14 protein-coding genes are annotated in these 15,293 nt (G+C 69.4%); 8 read left to right on the top strand and 6 right to left on the bottom strand.

Annotation, left to right across the window (positions count from 1 at the left end; translation table 11 throughout):
- Window positions 1–13: 13 nt before the first annotated feature.
- The 4 genes from erpA to ampE all read left to right on the top strand — a co-directional run bounded on the left by erpA (window position 14) and on the right by ampE (window position 3,017).
- On the top strand, window positions 14–382 hold the full coding sequence (erpA, locus tag B1991_RS03145; protein WP_136257253.1) for an iron-sulfur cluster insertion protein ErpA: 369 nt from the start codon (window positions 14–16) through the stop codon (window positions 380–382).
- Window positions 383–392: 10 nt separating this feature from the next.
- Window positions 393–1,367 carry an NAD(+) diphosphatase gene (gene nudC / locus B1991_RS03150; protein WP_136257254.1) on the top strand — a complete coding sequence of 325 codons (975 nt, stop codon included), beginning with the start codon at window positions 393–395 and terminating at the stop codon, window positions 1,365–1,367.
- A gap of 72 nt (window positions 1,368–1,439) precedes the next feature.
- On the top strand, window positions 1,440–2,081 hold the full coding sequence (locus tag B1991_RS03155) for a hypothetical protein (RefSeq protein WP_136257255.1): 642 nt from the start codon (window positions 1,440–1,442) through the stop codon (window positions 2,079–2,081).
- Between the two features lie 66 nt (window positions 2,082–2,147).
- Entirely contained in the window at window positions 2,148–3,017 is an 870-nt protein-coding gene (gene ampE, locus B1991_RS03160) for a regulatory signaling modulator protein AmpE (RefSeq protein ID WP_136257256.1), read from the top strand.
- A 9-nt stretch (window positions 3,018–3,026) separates the two neighbouring features.
- Here ampE and B1991_RS03165 read toward each other — a convergent pair whose 3' ends face one another.
- Entirely contained in the window at window positions 3,027–4,901 is a 1,875-nt protein-coding gene (locus B1991_RS03165; RefSeq protein WP_136257257.1) for an MFS transporter, read from the bottom strand.
- A 290-nt stretch (window positions 4,902–5,191) separates the two neighbouring features.
- Here B1991_RS03165 and B1991_RS03170 point away from each other — a divergent pair, with 290 nt between their 5' ends.
- The gene (locus tag B1991_RS03170) at window positions 5,192–5,764 is read left to right on the top strand and encodes a helix-turn-helix domain-containing protein (RefSeq protein ID WP_136257258.1); all 573 of its coding nucleotides are present in this window, start codon (window positions 5,192–5,194) and stop codon (window positions 5,762–5,764) included.
- A 48-nt stretch (window positions 5,765–5,812) separates the two neighbouring features.
- On the opposite strand, the gene glyS is transcribed toward B1991_RS03170, so the two are convergent.
- Together glyS and glyQ are read right to left on the bottom strand one after the other, a co-directional pair.
- Window positions 5,813–7,960 (bottom strand): glycine--tRNA ligase subunit beta, encoded by a 2,148-nt coding sequence (glyS, locus tag B1991_RS03175; RefSeq protein ID WP_136257259.1) that lies wholly within the window; start codon window positions 7,958–7,960, stop codon window positions 5,813–5,815.
- Window positions 7,957–8,874, bottom strand: coding sequence for a glycine--tRNA ligase subunit alpha (glyQ, locus tag B1991_RS03180; RefSeq protein WP_136257260.1), 918 nt, complete (start codon window positions 8,872–8,874; stop codon window positions 7,957–7,959). The genes glyS and glyQ overlap by 4 nt, the downstream gene beginning before the upstream one ends.
- Window positions 8,875–8,973: 99 nt before the next feature.
- On the opposite strand from glyQ, the gene tfpB reads away from it, so the two are divergent.
- Entirely contained in the window at window positions 8,974–10,803 is a 1,830-nt protein-coding gene (tfpB, locus tag B1991_RS03185) for a type IV pilus assembly ATPase TfpB (RefSeq protein WP_136257261.1), read from the top strand.
- Between the two features lie 18 nt (window positions 10,804–10,821).
- Window positions 10,822–11,544: a glutamine amidotransferase gene (locus tag B1991_RS03190; protein WP_136257262.1), complete on the top strand. Its 723-nt coding sequence runs from the start codon at window positions 10,822–10,824 to the stop codon at window positions 11,542–11,544.
- Window positions 11,545–11,553: 9 nt separating this feature from the next.
- Here the strand turns inward: B1991_RS03190 and B1991_RS03195 are convergent, their stop codons facing one another.
- Window positions 11,554–12,237 carry a rhomboid family intramembrane serine protease gene (locus B1991_RS03195; RefSeq protein ID WP_136257263.1) on the bottom strand — a complete coding sequence of 228 codons (684 nt, stop codon included), beginning with the start codon at window positions 12,235–12,237 and terminating at the stop codon, window positions 11,554–11,556.
- Between the two features lie 215 nt (window positions 12,238–12,452).
- On the opposite strand from B1991_RS03195, the gene B1991_RS03200 reads away from it, so the two are divergent.
- A complete protein-coding gene (locus B1991_RS03200; protein WP_210772083.1) occupies window positions 12,453–13,397 on the top strand; it encodes a DegV family protein in 945 nt (314 codons plus the stop codon).
- Window positions 13,398–13,418: 21 nt separating this feature from the next.
- On the opposite strand, the gene B1991_RS03205 is transcribed toward B1991_RS03200, so the two are convergent.
- Both B1991_RS03205 and B1991_RS03210 read right to left on the bottom strand, forming a co-directional pair.
- The gene (locus B1991_RS03205; protein WP_136257265.1) at window positions 13,419–14,033 is read right to left on the bottom strand and encodes an SGNH/GDSL hydrolase family protein; all 615 of its coding nucleotides are present in this window, start codon (window positions 14,031–14,033) and stop codon (window positions 13,419–13,421) included.
- A gap of 10 nt (window positions 14,034–14,043) precedes the next feature.
- Window positions 14,044–15,288 (bottom strand): aminotransferase class I/II-fold pyridoxal phosphate-dependent enzyme, encoded by a 1,245-nt coding sequence (locus B1991_RS03210; RefSeq protein ID WP_136257266.1) that lies wholly within the window; start codon window positions 15,286–15,288, stop codon window positions 14,044–14,046.
- Between the last annotated feature and the right edge of the window lie 5 nt (window positions 15,289–15,293).

Here is a 15,293-nt window from a genome sequence, read left to right on the forward strand (position 1 = left end):
CATTCAGATAGCCATGGCAACCATCGTCTCGATTCCCGATTACCGCACCGGCGGCGCACCGCTCGAATTCACCGCGGCTGCCGCGCACAAGGTGCATGAGCTGATTGCCGAGGAAGGCAATCCGGAACTGAAGCTGCGCGTGTACATTTCCGGCGGCGGCTGCTCCGGCTTCCAGTACGGTTTCACCTTCGACGAGGCCCAGGCCGAGGACGACCTGGCAGTCGAGCGCGAAGGCGCCACCCTGTTGTGCGATCCGCTGTCGCTGCAATACCTCACCGGGGCGCAGATCGACTACGCGGAAAACCTCAGCGGCGCGCAGTTCGTGATCAGCAACCCGAATGCGAAAACCACTTGCGGCTGCGGCTCCTCCTTCACCGCCTGACGCCCTCGCCATGGACCAGGCCAGGCTGCCGCGCCCCAACACCTTCGCCGGCCTGAGCCTGGTGCTCGACCGCATGGCCGAGCATCGCGACGAGGCGACCTGGGTGGCCGCGCGGGCACACGCGAAAACCGCACGCTACCTGCTGCTGGACGCCACCGGCGAGGCCTATCTCCGCCGCGACGGCGATGCGCTGCGCTGGCTCGACGCCGCCGAACGCGCGCAATGGCTGGCCGACACGCGCGCCACCTTGCTCGGCATCGCGCACGAGCGGCCGCACTTCCTGCTGGTGGTGGACGATCACGATGAGGCGCAGGCGCTGGAGACCGCGCTGGATGCGCGCCGGATGAGTCTGCGCGGCGCCGGCCTGTTGCTGGCCGCGGACGAGGCCGGCTTGTTCGCCTACGCCAAGGGGCTGTCGCACTGGCAACGCGAGACACGGTTCTGCGCGTACTGCGGCGGGCCGTTGCAGCTGGTGGCCGCCGGGCATCGGGCACAATGCCGCAATCCCGATTGCGCGCGGCTGCATTTCCCGCGCACGGATGCGGCGGTGATCATGCTGGTCGAGCACGACGGTGCCTGCCTGCTCGGGCGGCAGCCCGGCTGGCCACCGCACCGCTACTCCACGCTGGCCGGCTTCGTCGAGCCGGGCGAGGCACTCGAAGACGCGGTGCGCCGCGAGGTGGCCGAGGAATCGGGGGTGATCGTGGACGAGGTGCGCTACCACTCCTCGCAGCCGTGGCCGATGCCGGCGTCGCTGATGGTCGGCTTCATCGCCACCGCGGTGTCGCGCGAGATCCGCATGCGCGACCTGGAACTGGAGGACGCGCGTTGGTTCACGCCGGAGCAGATCGTCGACGGCATCGCCGACGGCAGCTTCCTGCCGTCCACGCGCCTGTCGGTGTCCTATCGGCTGCTGGCGCACTGGCTGCACGAACGGGCCGGACTGGAGCTGGACGCGCTGACCGCGGTCGCACCCATCGCCTGATTCGTCCCGGCGGAACTCCGTCGCGGCACGCGGGTCGTTGTCCGGTTACCCGGCCAAGGATGGACCTCCTGCATGCACCCGACTCACCGCTTGCCGGCAGCGATGCGCCCGTCGAGCCGGCGCATCGCCATCCACGTGGCGGTGATCGGCGTGCATCTGGTGGCATGGCTGGCGTGTTTCCACGGCAGCCCGCGCGCCTGGCAGCCAGCCACGCTCTCGCGCCATCCGCCATCGACGCGGCTCACCCTCCGGCTGCTGACGGTGGTGGCCGCACCTGCATCGCCCAGGCTGCCATCGCCGCGTCCTTCGACACGACGCCACACGCAGCCCCGAAGCCTGATCGCTTCTCCGCAGCCCACCCCGCTGCCGGCGACGCCACCGGCGCAGGAGCGCAGCGCGATCACCAGCATCGCCGACACGCCCGGCTACGTCGCCGGCGGCAATCTCCTGCGCGGCGGCATGCCCATGCCACGCCCGGTCCTCCTGCCCGGCGCGGCGACGCCGATCGTGCAGGGTTTCCACATGGTCGATCCACGCATGCAGGGCATTGGCGGTGCGGTTCGCACGCTGCAGGCACTGCTCGGCGTGGCCGACCCGCATTGCGTGGACGTGGAGGTCTGGCGCGGCATGACGGTCGCCGAACAACTGGCCCGGCACATCAGTTCCACCGATGTCGAGCGCACCGCCGAGCGCTACCACTGCGGCCCCGGCTGAGCGCGCCCGTCAGCGGGCCGCGGGCGCGCTCGTTACAATGCGGCCATCGTCCGGGAGTGCGTCACCATGGCCATCCGTCTGCTCGTTGCCCTGATCGCGCTGGGCCTGTTGCATGTTGCGCCGCAACTGGCGAGCTGGCGCCGTGACAGCGTGTTCCGGCGCTGGGTGGCGCAGCTGTCCGATACCAGTGGGGCGGGCCGCGTGGTGCTGGCGCTGGCGCCCCCGCTGCTGCTGTGCGCGCTGCTGACGTGGCTGTTCGGCCACACCGTGCTGGGCGAGTTGCTGCCGCTGGTGTTCGCCGTGGTGGTGTTGATCTACTGCTTCGGTCCGCGCGAGTTCGAGCGCGACCTGGAGGCGATCCTCGCCGCGCCCGACAACGTCAGCCGCGAGGCGGCGGCGCAGCGGCTGTCCGACGACGGCCGCCCGGTGCGCTGGCACGCGCCCGCACTGGGCGAGGCAATCGTCTACGCCGCCTTGCGCCGGCGCTTTGCGGTGCTGCTGTGGTTCTTCCTGCTCGGCCCGGTCGGCGCGCTGCTGTATCGGCTGGCGCAGACGCTCGGGCGCGACGACTCGCTGGCGCTCGACGGTGACAGCCAGCATGCCGCCAACTATCTGGCCAACGCGCTGGACTGGTTGCCGGCCCAGATACTGACCTTCACCCTGGCCGTGGTCGGCCACTGGGATGCGGTGATCGAGGCCTGGCGGCGCTGGCACATCCAGGCTACGCCGACCAGCTGGTACCAACGCGGCCCGGGCTTCCTCGGCGCTGCCGCGCAAGCCGACGTGCGCATCGACATCGAGGCCGGCGACGGCTACGCCGAGGAACACAGCGACCCGCTGGACGAACTGCGGCGCCTGCGCAGTGCCTTGCTGCGCGCGCTGCTGGCCTGGCTCAGCGTGGTGGCCCTGCTGGTGATCGGCAGCTGGCTGCACTGAGGCGGGCGCTCAGGCAAGCTCCCCGCGCAACTCGCGAACCCTGGCCTCCAGCGATGCGGCGCTGGCTGCCTGCGGCGGCACCGACGCATCCACGACGAGTTCCACGCGCGCCCGGAAACGTCGCGGCAGGCGCATGCGACCCAGCCGCGTATCGCGCCGGCTCCACACGCTGCCCCACAGCCCGCGCAGCGCCAGCGGCACCACCGGCACCGGGCGCCGCGCCAGGATTTTCTCCAGGCCCGGACGGAACGGCGCGATCTCGCCGTCGGCGGTCAGCCCGCCCTCGGGGAAGATGCACACCAGTTCGCCCTCGGCCAGTGCCGCGTCGATGGCGTCGTACGCCTGCTGCAGCACGGCCGGGCTCTCCTTGTGTCCGGCGATCGGGATCGCCTTGGCGGTGCGGAACACGAAACGCAGCAGCGGCACATTGAAGATCCGGTAATACATCACGAAGCGCGCCGGCCGCCGCAGGTTGGCCATCAGCAGCAGCGCGTCCATGAAGCTGACGTGGTTGCACACCAGCAACGCCGGACCTTCCTCGGGCAGGTGCTGCATGCCGTCCACGCGCACGCGGTACAGCGTGTTCACCAGCACCCAGGTGATGAAGCGCATCAGGAACTCGGGCACCAGGGTGAAGATGTACACCGCCACCAGCACGTTGAGCAGGGCGGCCAGCAGGAAGATGGTGGCCGCGTCCATGCCCAGCCGGCCCAGCGCCAGCCCGAACGCGGCGGCCAGCACGATCAGCAAGGCATTGATGATGTTGTTGCCGGCGATCACCCGCGACAGCCGCTCGCGCGGCGTGCGCGACTGCACGAAGGCGAACAGCGGCACTACGTAGAAGCCGGCGAACACGCCGATCGCGGTGAGGTCGAGCACGACGCGCCAGCTGCCGGCACCGTGCAGGAACGCCAGCCAGTCCAGCCCACGCGTGGCCGCCAGACCATGGCGCGCCAGGTACAGGTCGACGCCGAACGCGGTGAGGCCGAACGCGCCCAGCGGCACCAGGCCGATCTCCACCCGCTTGCCGGACAGCTTCTCGCACAGCAGTGCGCCGACGCCGGTGCCGATGGAGAACAGCGTGAGCACCAGCGTGTTGACCGAACCGTCGCCGCCCAGCGTCTCGCGCGTGTAGATCGGCAGCTGCGCGATCAGCACGGTGCCGAAGAACCAGAACCACGAGATGCCCAGCACCGCGTTGAACACCGCGCGATCGGCACCGGTGATGCCGAGCACGCGGGCCGTTTCGCTGAACGGGTTCCAGTTGAACTTCAGGTCGGGTGCGGTCGCCGGCGCGGGCGGAATGCGCCGGCTGGCCAGGTAGCCGGCCACCGCCACCGCGATGGTCGCGCCGGAGGCCAGCATGGGGCCCACGTCGGCCACCAGCATCAGCGAATTGCCGGCAATCATGCCCACCAGCATCGCCATCTGCGTGCCCATCTCCACCAGACCGTTGCCGCCGACCAATTCCTCGTTCTTCAGCGCCTGCGGCAGGATCGCGTACTTGATCGGCCCGAACATGGTCGAGTGCATGCCCATCATGAACAGCACCACCAGCAGCAGCGGGGTGTGATGGGTGTAGAAGCCGTACGCGGCCAGCGTCATCGCCACGATCTCGAACAGCTTCACGTAGCGGATGATGCGGCTCTTCTCGTACTTCTCCGCCAGTTGTCCGGCGGTGGCGGAGAACAGGAAGAACGGGAGGATGAACAGTGCCGGCGCCAGGTTGGTGTAGAGCCCCACGGTGCGGTCGTCCAGCCCCATCTGGAAGGCCACCAGCATCACCAGCGCGTTGCGGAACGCATTGTCGTTGAAGGCGCCCAGCGCCTGGGTCCAGAAGAACGGCGCGAAACGCCGCTTGCCAAGCAGTCCGAATTGGCTCATGCGCTGTCCCGTGGTGGATTCCCCGATGCCGCGGCGGACGGCGACGGCCGCTCGACGGTAGCAGCAGCAATGCTTTCGAAGAAAGAGTGCTGCGTCATGAAACTCCTCCGCGCCGGTGTGGTCGCAGTCCGGATTGCCGGTGCCTGCCGGGTGCGGATCCCGGGGCGGTGGGTTGGCATGGCACGGGCGGCGGCGCAAAATACTGCGTGGACGATCCGGCCTCCCCACCCGGCGATCCCGAAATCTTGCGCCCCGGTGCAGTCTCCCACCCAACCGACACGGCCACTCCCATGAGCAAGTCCCTTCCCCAAGTTACAGGCGGCACCTTTGCCGACCGCATCCGGTTGCTGATCCAGCGGGTTGGCAGCGCCACCGAGATCGCCCGCATGTGCGGCTTCTCCGAAGGCGTGGTACGCAGCTGGCGCGACGGCAACACCGACCCTTCGCGCGCGCGTTGCGTGACCTTGGCACGCACGCTGGGCATCTCGCTGGTATGGCTGGTGGCCGGCGAAGGCGGCATGCAGATCGACCCGACGCTGACCACGCAGGAAGACCAGCACAGCAGCCAGGTCGTACGCACCCAGCACGCCAACGCCAGATCCGGCGTGGTCACTCATCTGCCCTTGTCGGCCCACATGCAGGGATTGGATCCGCAGCGCCTGAACACGGCGATGCAGATGCTGCAGTCGGAATTGGATCTGGCCGGCAGCCCGCTGAGCCTGGCCGAGAACACCGACCTGCTCACCGAGCTGTACGAGATCCTCGGCCCGGGTGGCGTCAATGTGGACGCCGGCGCGATGATGGCGTTCAACCGCCACCTTGCGCAGCGCCTGCGCGAAGGCGCTGCCACCACCGTCGCCTGACGCGACGGTGGTTGCTGCGGCGCGGGCGCTTGCGTGCCCGCGCCGCGTTCAGAGCAGGGCGATGTCCGCCACGGTGCTGAACTGGCTCTTCAGCTGGTTCAGCAGGGCCAGGCGATTGGCCCGCACGGCGGGATCGTCGGCATTCACCAGCACGTTGTCGAAGAACGCATCGACCGGCGCCTGCAGTTGCGCCAGACGGGTCAGTACCGCGGCGTAATCGCCCGCGGCCTCGGCTGCGGCGCTGTCCTGCTGCGCGGCGGCCAGGGCATCGGCCAGTTCGCGCTCCGCGTCTGCCTCGAAGAACGCCGGGTCGACGATCCGGCCGACGGGCGGCGCGCCAGCCTCTTCGGCCTGCTTGCGCAGGATGTTGGCGACGCGCTTGTTGGCCGCGGCCAGACTCGCCGCCTCGGGCCGGCGACCGAACTCGATCACCGCGCGCAGGCGCCGGTCGAAGTCGGCCAGACTGGCCGGCTGCACCGCCAGCACGGCTTCGAAGGCCCCGTGTTCGAAGCCCTGTTCGGCGTAGTAGCCGCGCATCCGTTCGTGCACGAAGTCCAGCAGGTCCTCCAGCAGGATCGCGCGCCGCGCGCCCGCCTGCAGCGCCGGCGGCTTGCCGTCCTTGCCCGGCTTGAGGCCGGCCGCGAGGGCGGCATCGGGCAATTGTTCCAGTGCCTCGATGAAGCTGGCGCGCAGGTCCAGTTCCAGGCCGCCCTCGATCAGGGTGCGCGCCAGGCCCAGCGCCGCGCGGCGCAGCGCGAAGGGGTCCTTGTTGCCGCCGGGTTTCATGCCGATGGCGAAGATGCCGGCCAGGGTGTCGAGCCGTTCGGCCACCGCCAGCACCTGGCCCAGCGGGTCCGCGGCGATGCGGTCGCGGCCGAAGCGCGGGCGGTAATGGCTGTCCAGCGCCTCGGCCACCGCCGCCGGTTCGCCGTCGTGGACGGCGTAGTAGCGGCCCATCACGCCCTGCAGCTCGGGGAACTCGCCGACCATGCGGGTCAGCAGGTCGCACTTGGCCAGGCTGGCCGCGCGCGTCGCCAGCGCCGCATCGACGCCGACCCGGTTGGCCACCACGCGCGCCAGTTCGGCCACGCGCACGCTCTTGTCCCACTGGCTGCCCAGCGCCTGCTGGTAGGTGACGTTCTTCAGCTGCTCCTGGTAGCTGGCCAGCGGCGTCTTCAGGTCCTCGTCCCAGAAGAACTTGGCGTCGGCGAAACGCGGCCGGATCACCCGCTCGTAGCCGCGGCGGATCTCGGCCGGGTCCTTGCTCTCGATGTTGGCGATGCCGATGAAATGCTCGGTCAGCTTGCCCTCGGCGTCGAACACCGGCACGAATTTCTGGTTCGCCACCATGGTGGTGACCAGCGCCTCGGGTGGCACGTCCAGGAAGCTGCGCTCGAAGGTGCAGGCGATCGCCACCGGCCATTCGGTGAGGTTGGCCAGTTCGTCCAGCAGCGCGTCGTCCAGTTGCGGCGTGCCGCCGGTGCCTTGCGCGGCGAGCTCGATCTGCTGCTGGATGCGCTGGCGCCGCTCGCGCGGATCGGCCAGCACCTTCGCGGCGCGCATCGCGTCGAGCCAGCCGTCGGCGTCGGCCACGTGCACCGGTTGCGGATGCATGAAACGGTGACCGCGCGACTTGCGCCCGCTGACCAGGCCCAGCACCTTGCCGTCGACGATGTCGGCGCCGTGCAGGATCACCAGCCAGTGCGCCGGGCGCACGAAGCTGTAGTCGTGGTCGGCCCAGCGCATCGGGCGCGGGATCGGCAGCGCCTTGAGCGCCTCGTCGATGATCTCCGGCAGCAGGGCCGCCAGTGGCCGGCCGGGCTTGACCGCACGCCAGACGAACCACGCGCCCTTGTCGGTCTCCAGTTTTTCCAGCTGGCTGACGTCGACGCCGCAGGATTGGGCGAAGCCCAGCAACGCCTTCGATGGCTGTCCTTCGGCGTCGAGCGCAGCGGCTACCGCGGGGCCGCGGCGTTCGATGGCTTGTTCCGGTTGCGCCGAGGCCACCGCCGGGATGTACGCAGCCAGACGGCGCGGTGAGGCGTACGCCATCGCCTGGTCCAGTCCGGCGCTGACGCCACGCGTGGCCAGGCCGTCGACGATGCCGCGCAGGAACGCCGCGGACAGTTCGTCCAGCGCACGCGGCGGCAGTTCCTCGGTACCCAGCTCGATCAACAGCGATTTGCCGGTGTTCATGCGGCCTGCTCCTGGTGGACGCCGCTGCGCTTGAGCCCGGGGAAACCCAGCTTCTCGCGTTGCGCCACGTACGCCTCGGCGACCGCGCGCGACAAGGCGCGCACGCGCAGGATGTAGCGCTGCCGCTCGGTGACGCTGATCGCGCGGCGCGCATCGAGCAGGTTGAAAGTGTGGCTGGCCTTCATCACTTGCTCGTAGGCAGGCAGCGGCAGGTTGGCGGCGACCAGCTTGTTCGCCTCGCCCTCGCAGACGTCGAACCAGCGCAGCAGCTCGGCCACGTTGGCGTGCTCGAAGTTGTAGGTGCTCTGCTCGACCTCGTTCTGCAGGAACACGTCGCCGTAGCTGACCGTGCCGCGCGGGCCGTCGGTCCAGACCAGGTCGTAGACGTTGTCCACGTTCTGCAGATACATCGCCAGGCGCTCCAGGCCGTAGGTGATCTCGCCGGTGACCGGGCGGCATTCGAGGCCGCCGGCCTGCTGGAAATAGGTGAACTGGGTGACTTCCATGCCGTTCAACCACACCTCCCAGCCCAGCCCCCAGGCGCCCAGCGTGGGCGATTCCCAGTTGTCCTCGACGAAGCGCAGGTCGTGCACCAGCGGGTCGAGGCCGAGCTCCTTCAGCGAGCCGATGTACAGCTCCAGGATGTTTTCCGGATTCGGCTTCATCACCACCTGGTACTGGTAGTAATGCTGCAGGCGATTCGGGTTCTGGCCGTAACGACCGTCGGTGGGGCGGCGCGACGGCTGCACATAGGCGGCCGACCACGGCTCGGGACCGAGCGCGCGCAGGAAGGTGGCCGGATGGAAGGTGCCCGCGCCCACTTCGGTGTCGAGCGGCTGCAGCAGTACGCAACCCTGCGCCGCCCAGTAGCGGTTGAGGGTCTGGATCACATCCTGGAAGGTGCGCGCGGACATGGCTTTCCGTGACCTGGGTTAAAGCGCGTTAGTATAGCTGCAGCTCGCTTTGCGGCTGGAATTTCCGGCTGGCGGAGCCCTGCAGAGGACACGTGCCGGATGGCTGCATCACCACAGATTGCCTCCCTGCTCGGCCGTCGCGGCCGGCTCGAACTGGACGAGGTACTGGCCGCGCTGGTCGTCGATGGCTACGCGCTGGCCGAGGATGCGAAGAACGTCCGCATGGGCGCGCGCGCCGGCCGCAGCACGGTGGAGTTGCATCCGTTGGTGGTGATCGCCAACGCCAAGCTGGCCAACCAGCGCGAGACCGGCCGACCGCTCAGCCTGGAGACGCTGGCCGAGTGGCTGGCCGGCCATGCCGGGCTGCCGTACCTCAAGATCGATCCGATGAAGATCAACGTGGCCGCGGTTACCCAGGTGGTCAGCCTCGCCTACGCGAAACGGCACCGCATCCTGCCGATCGCGGCGACCGTGGGCGAGGTGACGTTCGCCACCAGCGAGCCGTTCGATGACGCCTGGGCGCCCGACCTGGCGCACATGCTGCGGCGGGACATCAAGCGCGTCGTCGCCAGTCCGATCGACATCAACCGCTACCAGCAGGAGTTCTACGGCGTCCAGCGCTCGATCCAGCTGGCGCAGGATGCCAAGACCGGCAGCGACAGCTCCTCGGCCATCCTCAACTTCGAGCAACTGGTCGAGCTGGGCAAGAGCGGCGAGGTCGGTGCCGACGATCGCCACGTGGTGCACATCGTCGACTGGCTGCTGCAGTACGCCTTCGAGCAGCGCGCCTCGGACATCCATCTGGAACCCCGGCGCGACACCGGCTACATCCGTTTCCGCATCGACGGCGTGATGCAGAAAGTGTTCGAGTTGCCGGCGCCGGTGATGACCGCGGTCACCGCGCGCATCAAGATCCTCGCGCGCATGGACGTGGCCGAGAAGCGCCGCCCGCAGGACGGCCGCATCAAGACCCGCTCGGCCTCGGGGCGCGAGGTGGAGTTGCGCATCTCCAACATGCCCACCGCCTTCGGCGAGAAGGTGGTGATGCGCATCTTCGATCCGGACCTGGTGGTGAAGGATTTCGCCCAGTTGGGTTTCTCTGCCAGCGAGGCGGAGAACTGGCGCAGCATGGTCGAGCGCCCGCACGGCATCGTGCTGGTCACCGGCCCCACCGGCTCGGGCAAGACCACCACGCTGTACTCCACGCTCAAGCACCTGGCCACGCCGGAGCTCAACGTGTGCACGGTGGAGGACCCGATCGAGATGGTCTCGCCGGAGTTCAACCAGATGCAGGTGCACGCGGCGATCGACCTCGATTTCGCCGCCGGCGTGCGCACCCTGCTGCGGCAGGACCCGGACATCATCATGGTCGGCGAGATCCGCGACCTGGAAACCGCGCAGATGGCGGTGCAGGCATCGCTCACCGGACACCTGGTGCTGTCCACCCTGCATACCAACGACGCACCCAGCGCGGTCACCCGCCTGCTCGACCTCGGCGTGCCGCACTATCTGATCCAGTCCACCCTCACCGGCGTGGTGGCGCAACGGCTGGTGCGCACCCTGTGCCCGCATTGCAAGCAGGCCACCACCCAGGACCCGCATGCGTGGAACGTGCTGACCCACGGCTGGACGATGCCGCTGCCGGCGCAGGTGTACAAGCCGGTCGGTTGCCTGGAGTGCCGCAACACCGGCTTCATGGGCCGCACCGGCATCTACGAGATGATGAAGCTCTCGCCGCAGCTGCGCGGCATGATCTCGGCCCAGCTCGATCTCAGCGGTTTCGGCCAGGCCGCCCTGGCCGAAGGCATGCGGCCGCTGCGCATCTCCGCGGCCGACCAGGTCGCCGCCGGCCTGACCACGGTGCAGGAGGTACTCACCGTGTTGCCGCCGATCGACGCCTTCGCCGATGATCAGCGCCAGCGTGAGTGACATCCCTCGAGACCCTGCATGAAACCCGTCCTGATCATCCGCACCGGCCGGGCGCCGGACAGCATCCGTGCGCGCCACGGCGATTTCCCGCACTGGTTCCGCCTCGCCGCGGGCTTGCTGCCGGAGCGCCTGCACATCGTCGACGTGGCGGCCGGCGAATCGCTGCCGGCCGCGAACGGGGTGGCCGGCGCCATCGTCACCGGCTCGGCCGCGATGGTTACCGAGAAACTGCCCTGGAGCGAAGCGACCGCCGGCTGGATCCGCGACGCGATGGATGCCGAGCTGCCCCTGTTCGGCGTCTGCTACGGCCATCAGCTGATGACGCACGCGCTCGGCGGACGGGTTGATTACCTGCCGGGCGGGCGCGAGATCGGCACCCAGTCGATCGAGCTTGCGGCGGGGCAGACGTCGGACCGGTTGGCCGATGGCTTGCCCGCCCGTTTCCGCGCCCACACCACGCACGAGCAGAGCGTGCTGGAGCCGCCCGCGGGTGCGCGGATCCTCGCCAGCTCGGCACGCGACCCGCACCAGTGGCTGCGCTACGGGCCGAAGGCGATCAGCGTCCAGTTCCACCCCGAAGTCAATGCCGATGTCATGCGCGCCTACATCCGGCGCAAACGCCACGACCTGCATCGCGAAGGTGCCGACCCCGCACGCATCTTCAACGACGTCGGCGCCACTCCGATCGCGCGCCGGCTGTTGCGCCGCTTCGCCCGCCTGCATGGCTGGACCAACGACTGAGCGCCGGAATCAGCCGCGCAAGCGCCTGGCGATCGCCTCGCGCGAGAACAGCGCAAAGCCCACGCCGAACACGAAACCGCCGATGTGCGCCCACCACACGTAGGCGCCGTAGCTGGGCCCGGCGTAGCTGAACAGCAATTGCAGCAGCACCCAGATGCCGATCAGCAGGAAGGCCGGCACGCGCACGAACTGCAGGTACAGGCCGAGCGGCAGCACCAGACCCAGGCGCGCGCGCGGGAACAGCGCCACGTAGGCGCCCACCACCGCCGAGACCGCGCCGCTGCAGCCGATGATCGGCAGGCGCACGCCGGCCAGCGACAACGCCCCGATCAGGTTGGCCACCACACCGCCGATGACGAACAGCACCAGGAAGCGCAGCGATCCCAGCGTGCGCTCGCCGGGCAGGCCAAAGATCACCAGGAACAGCAGGTTGCCCAGCAGGTGCAGCCAGGTGACGTGGATGAACAGCGCCGTGAACAGTCGCAGCAGCGCCGGGTCGGTCAGCTGCGGCAGCAGCGGTTCGTGCGCATCGAAGATGTTCGCCGGCACCGTGCCCCACTGCAGCAGCAGCGCGATGCGCTGCGGCGCGGGGATCATCGCCAGGCCGACGAAGCACACCACGCAGACGCTGACCAGCAGCACGGTCGCCCAGTGCCAGCGCGGCCGGCGGCGCGTTTCCACATGGACAAACAAGGGCCATCCCTCCACTTCGCCCGCGCTGGCGCGGGACCCGGCCATCATAGGCGATCGCCACCGCCCGACCTTGACGCAGTGCGGCTTTCGACCACCGCGGCGGAAGGCCCCGCGCCGCTGGATCCATCGGGCGGCAGATCCCTGCGGGGCAGGCTTGCAGCGCCACCTCCGCGTGCTATGTTGCCCCTGCGCTTCGTGAGCACGGGGGTGACGTGATGCGGATGGGCCTGGCGATTGACGCGGCCTGCGACGTTTCGCAGGCGTTCCTTCACAAGCACGGTATCTCGGTGATGCCGATCACCGTCAAGGTGGACGGCGACACGTTCATGGATGATCGCGAACCGGGCGACTTGCAGCGGTTCATCGCCCGTCGCCTGGGCAGCCGCAGCCACTCCGCCGAAACCGAGCCGTGCCCGGTGGCCGAGGTACAGAAGCTGTTCCTGGACAAGCTGGTGCTGGAGCAGGACTGCGTGTTCTGCCTGACCATCACCGCCACGCGCAGCCCGATCAATGCGCACGTCAACCAGGCCAGCTTCGCGATCCTGAAAAATTACCGCCAGGTGCGTGAGCAGGCCGGCACCCCTGGCCCGTTCATGATGCGGGTGATCGACACGCGCAACATCTTCGCCGGCGCCGCGCCGGTGATCGTCGAGGCGAGCCGGATGATCGCCGCCGGCGAGGCGCCCGCCGCGATCCGCGAGCGGCTGCTGTACGTCGCCGAACACTGCTATGGCTACATGTTGCCGCGCGACCTCTACTACCTGCGTGCCCGCGCCAAGAAGAAGAACGACCGCAGCGTCAGCCTGCTCACCGCGATGCTCGGCTCGGCGCTGGACGTCAAGCCGATCCTGCGCTGCTTCCGCGGGGAAACCGGCCCGGTCGGCAAGGTGCGCGGGTTCGACCAGGGTGCCGAGGCGTTGTTCAACTACGCGGCCCGACGCGTGCGCGAGGGCCTGCTGGTGCCGGTGGTGTGCGTGAGTTACGGCGGCGACCTGGCCGTGCTGGATCAGTTGCCGGGCTATGCCGGCCTGCGCGAGGCCTGCGCGGAATGCGGCGTCGAGTTGATGGAGGCGCCGATGAGCATCACCGGCATGGTCAACGTGGGCGAGGGTGCGGTGACTCTTGGCCTGGCAGCGGAGGAGCACGACGCCGGTTTCTGAAGCCGGCGGCCGCCGGGTCGGTCAGCGCAGCGCCTCGCGCGCGATCGGCGCAATCGCCTCCACCCACCGCGCATACTGCTCCGCCGAAGGATGCAGGCCGTCCCCGGCGACCAGTTCGGGGTGCCGGCGCGAGATCGGCGTGATGTCGACGAAACGGGCGCCGCGGCCTTCGGCCAGATCGCGCGCGCAGGCGTTGAAATCGTCCAGCTCGCGGGCGATCTGCGCGGGATCGCGGCCCTGTTCGCGGGCGAAGCGGGTAACGCCCCAGTCGGGGATGGACACCACCAGCACCCGCCCGGCGCGATCGCCGGCCAGCGCGATGGCGCGCTTGAGCAGGGCACCGAACTGCACGGCGTATTCGTCGAGACCGCGGCCGCGGTACTGGTTGTTGACGCCGATCTGCAGGGTCACCAGATCGTGCGCGGGTAGCAGGGCCGCCGCGTCCATGCCTTGCGCCAGCTCGTCGGTGGTCCAGCCGGTGACGGCCACGATTTGCGGTTCGCCCACGTCCACCCCGGCTTGCCGCAGGCGCTGCGCCAGCAGCGCCGGCCAGCGCTCCGCGGCGGTTACGGCCTCACCGATGGTGTAGGAGTCGCCGAGTGCGAGAAGGCGCAGCGGCGATGGCGCGGCGGTCATCCGGCCCGGCTCAGGCCGCGACGACGGCGGTGTCCGCCTGTTCGCGCGCCATCCGTTGCAATACGCGTTCGATCCGCACGAACACCTCGCGCAACTGCGCCGGCGGCGGCAGCAGGGTCAGCCGGAAATGGCGGCTGCGCGGCACGTTGAAGCTGCTGCCGGGCACCACCAGCACCGATTCCTCCTCGAGCAGGCGCAGGGCGAAGGATTCGTCGTCGAACTGCGGAATGCGTTCGGCGCGCACCGCGGGGAACGCATACAACGCGCCGGCCGGCGCCACCAGTTCGAGGTGTTCGCTGGCGGCGACCCCGCGCAACACCGCCTCGCGTGCCTCGTGCAGGCGCCCGCCCGGCGCGGTCAGCGCGTCGATCGTCGGCGCGTCCTGCAGGGCGGGCAGCACCGCCCATTGTGCGGTCACGTTGGCGCACAGGCGCAACGCAGCCAGCAGCTGCAGTGCATCGCGGTACACGGCCGTTCCCGCGGGTGCGCCGGACAGGCTCATCCAGCCCACGCGATAGCCGCAGGCGCGGTGCACCTTGCTGAGTCCGCCGAAGCTCAGGCAGGGCAGCTCGCCGGCGATTTCCGCCAGCGGCTGGAAGCGCGCGCCGTCGTAAAGGATCTCGTCGTAGATCTCGTCGGCGAGCAGCAGCAGGCCGTGTCGCGCGGCGACCTCCGCCAGTCGCTGCAGCAGCTCGCGCGGATACACCGCGCCGGTCGGATTGTTCGGGTTGATCAGCACCAGCGCGCGGGTTCGCGGGGTGACCAGCGCCTCCAGCTCGTCCGGGTCGGGCAGGTGGCCGCGGCTGGCCGGGCAGCGGTAGTACCGCGGTTGCCCGCCGTTGAGGATGGTGGCCGCGCTCCACAGCGGGTAATCCGGGCTGGGCAGCAGCACCTCGTCGCCGGGCTGCAGCAGGGCGCGCAAGGCCAGGTCGATCAGTTCGCTGACCCCGTTGCCGATGAAGATGCGCTCGGGCTGCACGTGGCGCGCGCCACGGCCGCGTTGCTGCGCGGCGATCGCCTCGCGCGCCGCTTCCAGCCCCTGTTCGTGGCCGTAGGCGTCGCTCTCGTGCAGGTGGCTGGCGATGGCTTCGCGCAGGTGTGCCGGCGCCTCGAAGCCGTAGCGGCCCGGGTTGCCGATGTTCAGCTTGATGATGTCGTGCCCGGCGGATTCGAGCTCGCGGGCGCGCCGGGTCAGCGCGCCGCGGATCTCGTAGCGCACGTCTGCCAGGTGCGCACTGGGGATGATCGGAGCCAACGCCT

Source organism: Rhodanobacter lindaniclasticus (genome assembly GCF_004799035.1).
Classification (GTDB): Bacteria; Pseudomonadota; Gammaproteobacteria; order Xanthomonadales; family Rhodanobacteraceae; genus Rhodanobacter; species Rhodanobacter lindaniclasticus.